Source organism: Clostridium sp. RTP31139st1_H3_RTP31139_211217, from assembly GCF_040227035.1.
In the GTDB taxonomy this organism is placed as follows: domain Bacteria; phylum Bacillota; class Clostridia; order Clostridiales; family Clostridiaceae; genus Clostridium; species Clostridium saudiense.
Genome location: NZ_JBCOAB010000019.1, coordinates 52,207 through 62,895, shown reverse-complemented (window position 1 = coordinate 62,895; position 10,689 = coordinate 52,207). Strand labels below are relative to the sequence as shown.

Sequence of the window (10,689 nt, the reverse complement as noted above, 5' to 3'; positions counted from 1 at the left end):
AATGTACAATTATTTTTTTGAAAATATAGAAAAAGAGCTATCGCTAGCGGATTTTTTTACCCGCTATTGCGACAGCTTCATTTTCTATATTATTTATTGTAAGCTACAATATCTCTTTTACTATCTACTATTACATTTCCCTCTTTATCTAATTCATATATTGATGTAACTGTAACTTTTTTTATGTCACCTTTTAAATCTTGAATTTTAGCTATAAAATAGCTTTTCACTCTTTTACTTATCTCTTGTGGCTCTTCTACTTCACTTGTAAAAGTACCTTCAGTAGTTTCTACAATAATTTGTGTTTTGTCATCTTTTGTTCCAAATATATAAGAATTGCTAGTATCATTATATAAATCTACACGAATTAAAGCTCCATCAAATAAAACAGCTTCTTTCATTAAATTTAAATTTAATTCCTTTTCTTTATTTGCAGGAACATCAAAATTTATACATTCACTTATTCCATCCGGTGAAATTGACCATCCATCCTCTTCTTTAATTAATGCATAAACATAATCTTCATTTGTTTCTTCACCATTAATTACTGCATTAATATTAACTACTGCTTTTTTTAAATTTTCATTAATCTCTTCTATACTTTTTGTAGTTGATGAATTAATAGTTGCATCTTTTCTGTTATTTTTAATCATATTTATTATTTTATTTGCATCATATCCTATATAATCTATATATTCATCAGAGTACAACTTAACCATTTCTTCAATATTATTTTCTGTATTATATTTATTAAATAATTCTAACACCTCTTCTGAAGTGCTAACTCTAACCATTTCTACTTTTTTCCCACAACCTATAAGCAAAATAGAAATAATAGAAACAAGGCACAATATCGTTAATAATCTTTTAATTTTTTTCATAAAAACTTCCTCACAATCCTAATTTTCTCTCACTAAGTATACAACATGTTGCAGGAAATTTCACTAATAATTATATAACTTACTTTGTAAATTTTTTAATTTATTTAAATGATTATCATAATCTTTAACTACACCATAAATATCATTTAAAATACTTTTTTCCATATTTTCATTTTCCTCAATAAATTTATTTGCATTTTTATTTCCCATTTCCATTGCTTTTATCGCATGTTCACAAACTTCACAGTCAGTATCTACAGGAATAAGCTTAATTTTTTCAAAAGCTTCTGCTATATTTCCTCTTATCCCCAATGAATCACTTGCATTTCCACCTAATTCTTCTATTCTATGTGTAATTGCTTCCTCATGTTTTTTAAATGATTCTATTATCTCTTTTAATGTGCTTTTTAACTCTAAATTTTCAGCTTTATCTAAATAATCCTTAAATGTAGCTCCTCCCATATGAACTCCTGTCAAAAATTTATTTAATTCCTTTATAACCTTATCTCTCATTTTTATCACCTCTATACTTTTTACATTATTTTTCCCATTATAAAAAATATTATTTATAAAATCATCAAAAAATTAAATATTTTTTATTAGTGTTTATACAAAAAAGGATATGCATTTCTGCATACCCTTTTTATTAATCTAAATCACGTATATAAAATCCTTTATTAAATACTTCTTTATCATATTTAATTTCAAGCTTATTACAAGCTCTAACATCTTTTTTATTAACTACGAATTTTATTCCACTAATTATAACTTCTTCATCTTCATCACTCTTAAAATCTGGATACAAATCATATGCTGGTCTTCCACATCCATAAAACACCTTTATTCTCACATACTCTTCCGAACTATTTTCTATAAGCTCATTTAATGCATTTTTTGCTTTTTCATCAAAAGTAAATTCCATTTTACTTCCTCCTAAGTATTTTTATAATAATATAATTTTACTTTGCACTACCTAAGTTAAATTCATCATGAAGCAATCTTATAGCATCTTTTACCTTACTAGTGTAAATTAAACACCATATTGTCATATTAGAATCTGTTGTTTGTAAAATTTCAATCTCATTACTAGTTAAAGTATTTATTATCCTTGCCATTACACCTGGAACACCATTCATACCAGCTCCTACTATAGCAATAGTACTACAACCTTCAATTATAGTATATTTAATTTCAGCTTTTTTCATTATTTCATCAAGCTTTTTCTTCTCAGAAGCATCTATTGTGAACATTTGATGTTCAGGGAAAATGTTAATTAAATCTAAGCTTATATGATTTTTAGCAAGCAATTCTAATAAATTTTTATATGAACCTTTATCTCTATTATCTGATAATCTTACTCTAACCTGAATTCTATTATTTAAATGAGTAATTCCAGAAATTAATCTCTTTTCTTCTTCTGAAACACTACTCTTTATCACTGTACCTTTACAGTCATTCATTGTGTTTTTAATAACTAATGGTACATTTCCTTTCTTAGCTAATGCTACAGCCTTAGGATGTATTACTTTAGCACCATGATCAGCTAATTGAAATACTTCATTGTAAGAAATCTCATTTATAAGTGAAGCATCTTCAACAACCCTTGGATCAGCGGTCATAATTCCATCTACATCAGTATATATATCAATTTCTTTTGCTTTTAAAGCAACACCTAATATACACGCTGATGTATCACTGCCTCCTCTTCCTAATGTTGTGAAAAAGCCATCTTCAGTTACACCTTGGAATCCTGTAATAACCGGTACTTTGCCAGCTTCTAATACTTTCATTATATTAGTAGTATCAACTTTAATTGATTTCGCATCAGTAAAGTTATCATCAGTTATTATTCCCGCTTGACCTCCTGTCAATGGAACAGCAGTTATTCCGTGCTTATATAAATCATTGCACATTACTACAGAACTTATTATCTCTCCACAGCACATTAATAAATCCTGAGCACTTTTATTATTATCTTTAAAATTACTATCTACAAGTGATAATAGGCTATCTGTAGCATAGGGTTCTCCAAATCTCCCCATTGCCGATACAACTACTACTGGCTTTAAGCCACTTTCAATAGCTTTTCCTATTTTCTTTATTACTTGTTTTCTTCTTTCTTCTGTTGATACAGATGTTCCTCCGAACTTTTGCACTATAATATCCAAGGAATCTTCCCCCTTAAGTTTTCTAAGCTCTCGCTCTCTTTATCTTTCCTTCCTCAGCAGAGATTACTATGACATTAGTTCCCACTTTCGTTACACATTCCCATGGTATTTCAACGTATTCTTTGCTACCAAAGAAGCTAAACTTACCTGCACTAATACCAACCACCAGGAATTTAAGATATCCATCTTCATCTATTACAAAATCAATATTTGAAGCAGTATCATATTTTTCTGCACTTTCAAGATTAAAAATTTCATATCCTTCTAATTCACTTAAATTTCTTATCTTACTTTCTGGTTTCTTTTCATAATATTCAAAATCCTTCATGATAATTACCTCCTTGTTATACATAATATTATGCATCAGTTTGATAATATATTACTTTAAGGATTAGAACATAAAACCTTCAAATACCAACTTTACATAACTAATATATCAACTATATTTGCAACTTACAATAAAAACTTTTCATCAGTACTATTCTTATATGAAACTTTAGAATTTTCTAAAATTGTATTTAGTTTTTCTGCCTCAACACCTTGCCCAACAAAAGCTGTACTGATTATTCCTGGTTTAAAACATCTCTCCAATACATAGTTTATGTCATTTTGATCGATTTTGTTAATTCTATCAATAACATCTTCTTGAGTTTTTATCTTATTTTGTAATAAAAAGCATTTTGCATTAGCAAACATTCTTGATGACGTACTTTCTAACCCTAAAATATAATTTGCTTTTATTTTTTCTTTATTAATTTCTAATAATTCATTACTAATACCTTCTCTGGCAAATTTTTGCAATTGTTCGTTAATAACACTTATTGCTTTATCACAATACTTATTGCTTAATCCAGTGTAAATATTCATAGTCCCAACACCTAAGTAAGGTTGCATATATGAATAAATTGTATAACACAATCCTAATTCTTCTCTTACTTTTTGGAAAAGTATTGATGATGCTCCGCCTCCGAAAATATTATTTAATAATACTAATGAGTAGGATTTATCGTTAGCATATGGTAATCCATTTAGTCCAAGATTAATATGCACTTGTTCAATTTGCTTTTCACAATACTTACTATCATTTTTAAGTATAATATCTTCATATGTTGGTTTATAGATATCATCTTTACTCCATCCACCAAAATATTCCTCAATAAGTTTCCTTAATTCTTTTTCATCAAACTTACCACATATACTAAGTACTGAATTATATGGTGTATAATGAGTCCTAATATAATCCTTTATTTTCTTTCTATTAAAAGACCTAATTCTATCTGGTGTACCTAAAATTGGATAAGCTAACGAATTATTTCCAAAAATAGCTTCAGAATGTATTTCGTCTAATACATCTTCAGGATTATCTTGGCTCATATTAATTTCTTCAATTACTACACCTTTTTCCTTTTCAATTTCTTCTTCATCAAATTTAGAATTTAATAACATATCAGAAATTACTTCTAAACATAAATCTGCATGAGTATTTAAAGCCTTTATATAATAACAAGTAGTTTCCTTACTTGTATAAGCATTTATTTGCCCTCCAATGTTTTCAATCTCTTGAACTATTTCTTTTGCACTTCTTTTTTCTGTGCCCTTAAAAAACATATGTTCAATAAAGTGTGATATACCATTCTCATCTTTTGATTCATTTCTAGAACCATTTTGAACCATAATACCTACACTTATAGAATTGACATGTTCAATATATTCAGTAACTACTCTTAAACCATTATCTAATGTATATAAATTAAACATACTTACCTCCATTTTTATAAGTTTGCTTTTAGTTTATTTTAATCTTATCATATTTATTCTATATAGTAAAAAAAAGAGAATTATTCTTAATTCTCTTTTACTATTTCAATTATTCAGTTACTTCATCTGGTGGAAGTGCGTCTTTTCTTGAAAGATTTATTCTTCCTTGCGAATCTATTTCAGTAACCTTAACTAAAATCTCATCACCAACAGATACAACATCTTCAACTTTTTCTACTCTCTTTTTATCAAGCTTAGAAATATGACAAAGACCTTCTTTATTAGGTAATATTTCTATAAATGCCCCAAATGCAGCAATTTTAGTAACCTTACCTAAATAAACTTCACCTGCTTCAACCTCTTTAGTTAAGCCTTCAATGATTCTTATTGCTTCATTAACTCCATCATGATCTGGAGAAGAAACAAATACTGTACCATCTTCTTTAATATCAATTTTAACGCCAGTATCAGCTATTATTTTATTAATAACTTTTCCACCAGCTCCGATAACATCTCTAATCTTTTCTGGATCAATTGAAATAGTAGATGTCTTTGGTGCAAACTTAGAAACTTCTTTTTTTGGTTCTGGAATACATTCATTAATTTTATCTAAAATGTGTAATCTTGCTTTTCTTGCATTTTTAATTGCCGTTTCAATAACGTTAAAGCTTAATCCTTTAATTTTAGTATCAACCTGTATAGAAGTTATACCTTCAGTAGTTCCAGCTACCTTAAAGTCCATATCTCCAAAGAAGTCTTCGATTCCTTGAATATCAGTTAAAACTTCTTCTTCAGTTAAATCTTCTGATGTTATAAGTCCCATTGCAATACCTGCTGCTGGTCTCTTTATTGGAACACCTGCATCTAATAATGCTAATGTAGATCCACAAACAGAAGCTTGAGAAGTAGAACCATTTGAGCTTAATACTTCTGAAACTAATCTAATGGTATATGGGAATTCCTCTTCTGAAGGAATAAGTGGTTCTAAGGCTCTTTCTGCTAAAGCTCCATGACCTATTTCTCTTCTACCCGGCCCTCTTAATTGTCTTACTTCACCAACAGAGTAAGCTGGGAAATTATAGTGGTGCATATATCTCTTAGATTCTGTTTCACCTATACCATCTATAATTTGAATATCTCCAACAGCCCCTAAAGTAGCTACTGTCATAACTTGAGTTAATCCTCTTGTAAATAAACCTGTTCCATGAGTTCTTGGTAATAAATCAACTTCACAAGTTATTTTTCTTATTTCATCGAATGCTCTTCCATCAGGTCTTCTAGAGTGATTTAATAGCATATCTCTAACTACTTCTTTTTGCATGTTGTAGATTATTTCTTTAGCATCTCCAAAGTTATCTGGATACTTTTCTGCAAACTCTTCAGTAATTTTATCGTTTACTAAATCCATAGCTGCATTTCTTTCATCTTTATCAGTAATCCACATAGCTTCTTTAATCATTTCACCTGCAAATTCTTCTATATCTTTTGCAAGTTCTTCATTAGGTTTATATAAAACTGGTTCATCTTTCTTCTTACCAAACTTCGCCATAGCTTCTTCTTGGAAAGTAACAATTTCTTGGCACTTTTCAAAACCATATTCAATTGCACCTATCATTACGTCTTCAGGTATTTCATCTCCACCTGCTTCAATCATCATAACTCTTTCTTTTGTTGCACAAACAGTTAATTGAAGAATACTTTCTTCTCTTTCTTTAGATGTTGGATTTAAAACATAATTACCATCGATTAAACCAACTTGCACTGCTGCAACTGGTGTTGTAAAAGGAATACTTGATAGACATAATGCCATTGATGCTGCATTAATTGCTAGAATTTCTGGTAAGTTATCTTGTTCTACTGATACAACTGTACAAACCACTTGAACGTCATTTCTATATCCTTTTGGGAATAAAGGTCTTAATGGTCTATCTACAGCTCTTCCGAAAAGAATTGCGTTTTCTGAAGGTCTACCTTCTCTTTTTATAAATCCGCCAGGTATTTTACCTACAGCGTATAATCTTTCTTCGTATTCAACACTTAATGGGAAGAAATCAATCCCATCTCTTGGTTTTTCTGAAGCATTAACATTAGTTAAAATAACTGTATCTCCATAGCTCATAAAAATAGCTGCATTTGATAACATTCCAACTCTACCAAATTCAACTTTCATAGTTCTACCAGCTATATTTTTTTCTAGTACATTAGTCATTTAATAACCTCCCTTCAGGTTTTGCGGTTCTTCAATTTTAATTTTTTTAAAATAATAGAGCGGATAAAACCCGCTCTATAAAGACTATCTTCTTAAGCCTAATTGTGCTATTATTGCTCTGTATCTTTCGATATCTTGTGCAGCTAAGTAGTTTAAAAGACCTCTTCTTTGTCCAACCATCATTAAAAGACCTCTTCTTGAGTGGTGGTCTTTCTTGTGAACTTTTAAGTGTCCAGTTAATGAGTTGATTCTTTCAGTTAAAAGAGCGATTTGAACTTCTGGTGAACCAGTGTCTCCTTCGTGTCTTCCGTATTGTTTGATTAATTCTTGCTTTCTTATTGCGTCCATAATGACACCTCCAGTAATTTTATCCCCTATTTCCAGGAAAAGAGAAATCACCCTCAAATCTTAGAAGTAGGTTCTTCATGAAATATTATAGCAAAGTCCGTCTATCTTGTAAACATAATTTATTATTTTAAATCTATTTAGAATTTATTATCTAATAATCTAGGTTTATAAATTATTTTGACATATTGCTATATTTCTTTCTTCAGCACATTTTTTATCTTTTTTTAGTTGAGTTATTAACTCTTCAATATTATTAAACTTTACTTCATCTCTTATTCTATCAATAAAGTAAACATTAATTTCTTTATCATAAATATCATTGTTAAAGTCTAAAATGTAGGTTTCTATTGTTAAGTCTATCCCATTAACTGTAGGATTATTCCCTATAGATGTAATTCCTTTGAAAATTTTTCCGTTTACTTCTACATTTGTATAATAAACTCCTTTTTTAGGAATGACCTTTTTGCCTTTAACTTCTAAATTAGCTGTTGGAAATCCTATTGTTCTTCCTAATTTCTTACCATCTACAACCTTCCCACATAACATAAATGGTCTAGATAACATATTAAATACTTTGTTTACATTTCCCTGTAATAATTCATTTCTAATTAATGTCGAACTAATAACCTCATCATTTATCATACATGGTTCCATAACATATAATTTATAATTATATTTTTCTTGAAGTTTTTCTAAAAGTTCAACATTTCCTAAATTTTTATATCCAAATTTAAAGTTAAATCCAACAACAATACCTTTAACTTTATAATAATCACAAAGCCATTTTACAAACTCTTCTGGCATCATTTTCATAATTTCATCGTCAAAGTCTTTAAATGCTAGTATATCTATACCTTTTTCCTCTAAAACTTTAATCTTTTCATCATTACTCATTATTAATTGAATATGGCAATTAGGATTAAGAAAAATTCTAGGATGATTCTTAAAAGTAAAAACTATAGCTTTTCCATTATTTTCTTTAGCTAAACCTTTTACTTTCTCTATTAAGGATAAATGCCCTAAATGTAATCCATCAAAACTACCTAAAGCTATATAATTATTTTTTTCTTCATTTTTAAGAGTGTTATTATCATATATTAGCATTAATTTTTTCTCCTATGTGATTAGTAACTTCTCTATTTTAAAGCCTAAATCATTTTTCTTACCAAGACCTATAAAATTATTTTCTTCATCATATACTCTATATAACTTCTGATTTATCACTTTATCGTTAGTAAATCTATTATCTCCAACTCTAACTCCATTAATTAGTAGATTAACATATTTTCCTCGAACAATAATTTTATCATACTTTTCTAGAGCTTCTTCCATAGATAATATATATTCATTTATATTTTCTTTTGTCAAATCATTTATATTAATTGATTCTTCTTGCGAAAACACTGATGTTTTAGCTCTATTTAATTCTGTCATAGTTGCAAAAACACCTAGCTTTTCTCCTATATCATAACATAAACTCCTTATGTAAGTACCCTTAGAACAACTAACCTTCATTGAAATATAAGGATTATTGATTTTAATATCCTCTATATTATAAATAGTAATCAATCTTCCTTCTCTTTCAACTTCTATGCCTTTTCTCGCTAACTCATAAAGTCTAACTCCATTTTGCTTTAAAGCAGAATACATCGGTGGAACTTGTGAGTATTCTCCTATAAAGCTATTAACAGCTTGAAGTATTTCAACATCTGTTAAATGATTACAATCTTTTTCTTCTAATACTTCACCTTCTAAATCATAAGTAGTTGTCCTAATTCCTAACTTTAAAGTTACTTCATATACTTTTTCAGAATTCATAATATAATCTATTATTTTAGTTGCTTTCCCTATACAAATAGGTAATACCCCTGTTGCTTCTGGATCTAATGTTCCTGTATGACCTACTTTACCTGTTCCTGCAACTTTCTTTACTATTCTTACAGCATCAAAAGATGACATTCCTTTAGGTTTAAAAATATTTAAAACACCATTCATCTATTACAACTCTTTCTGTATTTCATTTAATATTTCATATTTAGCTTCTTCCATTGATATATTTTTAATTTTTATCCCTGAAGCTCTTACATGACCGCCACCGCCAAAAATTTCAGCTATTTTTCTTACATCAACGTAGCTTTTCGCTCTTAAACTTGCTTTAACGCCATCTTCAACTTCTTTAAGTAATAATGTTACTTCCACACCCTTAATTTGAAGTCCATATGAAATTATATCTGATGTATCACCTACATCTATTCCTAAATCTGCTGTAAAATCTTTATCAATTTCTAACAACGCAACTTTTCCATTTAATATAAGTTGCATACTGCTTAAAGCTTTTCCAATTAATTTTATTCTGCTAAAATCTTTATTATCAAAAAGATTTTGATATATGCTTGTATTATCAACACCTATTTTCTTTAAAGCAGCCGATATTGTATGAGTTCTTTCAGTAACATTAGAATGTCTGAATGCCCCTGTATCAGTTACTATTGAAGTATATATGCATGTTCCTATTTCTTTTAAAGTATTATTATTTTCATCATTAAAAGAAATACCCATATATCCTAATAATTCAAATACTATTTCTGCAGTTGCTGCAGCTTTTGAATCTATATAATTAATATCTCCGTATTTATCATTTGAAAGATGATGATCTATATTTATTATTGTACCAGTGAATTCATTTAAATTTGCACTTACTCTCTCTAAATTACCACAGTCTAATACCACTACTATATCAGTGTCATTTGTAGCTTCTACAACGTTCCCAAGAATTTCTTCAGATCCTTTTAAAAATTTCAAATTATCTGATAAACTATCTTTTGAGATTACATAGCAATTCTTATTTAAACTTTTTAATCCATTAAGAAGTGCAAGGACACTACCTACAGCATCACCGTCAGGTGATACATGATAGGTAATGCCTATTTTTTTGCCCTTTAAAATATACTCTGCAATTTGACTTAAAGTCATATTACTTTTCTTTTACCTTTTGAATTAATTCTTCAATATGCATTCCATAATTAATTGAATCATCAAGTTCAAATATAATTTGAGGATTATATCTTAAATTAATTCTTTGCCCTATTTCTTTTCTTATATATCCACTAGCATTTTTTAGAGCAACAAAAGTGTTGTTCTTTTCTTCATCATCTTTTCCAAATATACTTACAAATACTTTTGCATATCTTAAATCCTTTGTTACTTTAACATCAGTAACTGATACCATAGCAGTAAGTCTAGGATCTTTGATTTCATTTTGTATTATATTACTAATTTCTCTTTTTACTTCTTCGTTTATTCTTCCGCCTCTATAGTTAGCCAT

The 10,689-nt window shown here is 28.7% G+C and carries 12 protein-coding genes; all 12 read right to left on the bottom strand.

Features of this window, described 5'->3' with window-relative positions:
• Positions 1 to 89: 89 nt before the first annotated feature.
• Positions 90 to 881, bottom strand: coding sequence for a hypothetical protein (locus ABUA17_RS09835; protein WP_055275151.1), 792 nt, complete (start codon positions 879 to 881; stop codon positions 90 to 92).
• Positions 882 to 944: 63 nt separating this feature from the next.
• On the bottom strand, positions 945 to 1,394 hold the full coding sequence (locus ABUA17_RS09830) for a DUF2383 domain-containing protein (RefSeq protein WP_055275153.1): 450 nt from the start codon (positions 1,392 to 1,394) through the stop codon (positions 945 to 947).
• Positions 1,395 to 1,527: 133 nt separating this feature from the next.
• The gene (locus ABUA17_RS09825) at positions 1,528 to 1,803 is read right to left on the bottom strand and encodes an iron-sulfur cluster biosynthesis family protein (protein ID WP_042393876.1); all 276 of its coding nucleotides are present in this window, start codon (positions 1,801 to 1,803) and stop codon (positions 1,528 to 1,530) included.
• 37 nt (positions 1,804 to 1,840) lie between these two features.
• Positions 1,841 to 3,049 (bottom strand): aspartate kinase, encoded by a 1,209-nt coding sequence (gene dapG / locus ABUA17_RS09820; protein ID WP_042393875.1) that lies wholly within the window; start codon positions 3,047 to 3,049, stop codon positions 1,841 to 1,843.
• 22 nt (positions 3,050 to 3,071) lie between these two features.
• Positions 3,072 to 3,377, bottom strand: coding sequence for a YlmC/YmxH family sporulation protein (locus ABUA17_RS09815; RefSeq protein WP_042393872.1), 306 nt, complete (start codon positions 3,375 to 3,377; stop codon positions 3,072 to 3,074).
• 125 nt (positions 3,378 to 3,502) lie between these two features.
• On the bottom strand, positions 3,503 to 4,807 hold the full coding sequence (locus ABUA17_RS09810; protein ID WP_042393869.1) for a M16 family metallopeptidase: 1,305 nt from the start codon (positions 4,805 to 4,807) through the stop codon (positions 3,503 to 3,505).
• Between the two features lie 109 nt (positions 4,808 to 4,916).
• A complete protein-coding gene (locus ABUA17_RS09805; RefSeq protein ID WP_349817987.1) occupies positions 4,917 to 7,016 on the bottom strand; it encodes a polyribonucleotide nucleotidyltransferase in 2,100 nt (699 codons plus the stop codon).
• A gap of 84 nt (positions 7,017 to 7,100) precedes the next feature.
• Positions 7,101 to 7,364 (bottom strand): 30S ribosomal protein S15, encoded by a 264-nt coding sequence (gene rpsO / locus ABUA17_RS09800; RefSeq protein ID WP_042393862.1) that lies wholly within the window; start codon positions 7,362 to 7,364, stop codon positions 7,101 to 7,103.
• A 165-nt stretch (positions 7,365 to 7,529) separates the two neighbouring features.
• On the bottom strand, positions 7,530 to 8,468 hold the full coding sequence (locus ABUA17_RS09795) for a bifunctional riboflavin kinase/FAD synthetase (RefSeq protein WP_195951167.1): 939 nt from the start codon (positions 8,466 to 8,468) through the stop codon (positions 7,530 to 7,532).
• Between the two features lie 12 nt (positions 8,469 to 8,480).
• Positions 8,481 to 9,359, bottom strand: a complete 879-nt coding sequence (gene truB, locus ABUA17_RS09790; protein WP_042393856.1) for a tRNA pseudouridine(55) synthase TruB — start codon at positions 9,357 to 9,359, stop codon at positions 8,481 to 8,483.
• A gap of 3 nt (positions 9,360 to 9,362) precedes the next feature.
• Entirely contained in the window at positions 9,363 to 10,337 is a 975-nt protein-coding gene (locus ABUA17_RS09785; protein WP_042393853.1) for a DHH family phosphoesterase, read from the bottom strand.
• 1 nt (position 10,338) lies between these two features.
• Positions 10,339 to 10,689: a 30S ribosome-binding factor RbfA gene (rbfA, locus tag ABUA17_RS09780; RefSeq protein ID WP_042393850.1), complete on the bottom strand. Its 351-nt coding sequence runs from the start codon at positions 10,687 to 10,689 to the stop codon at positions 10,339 to 10,341.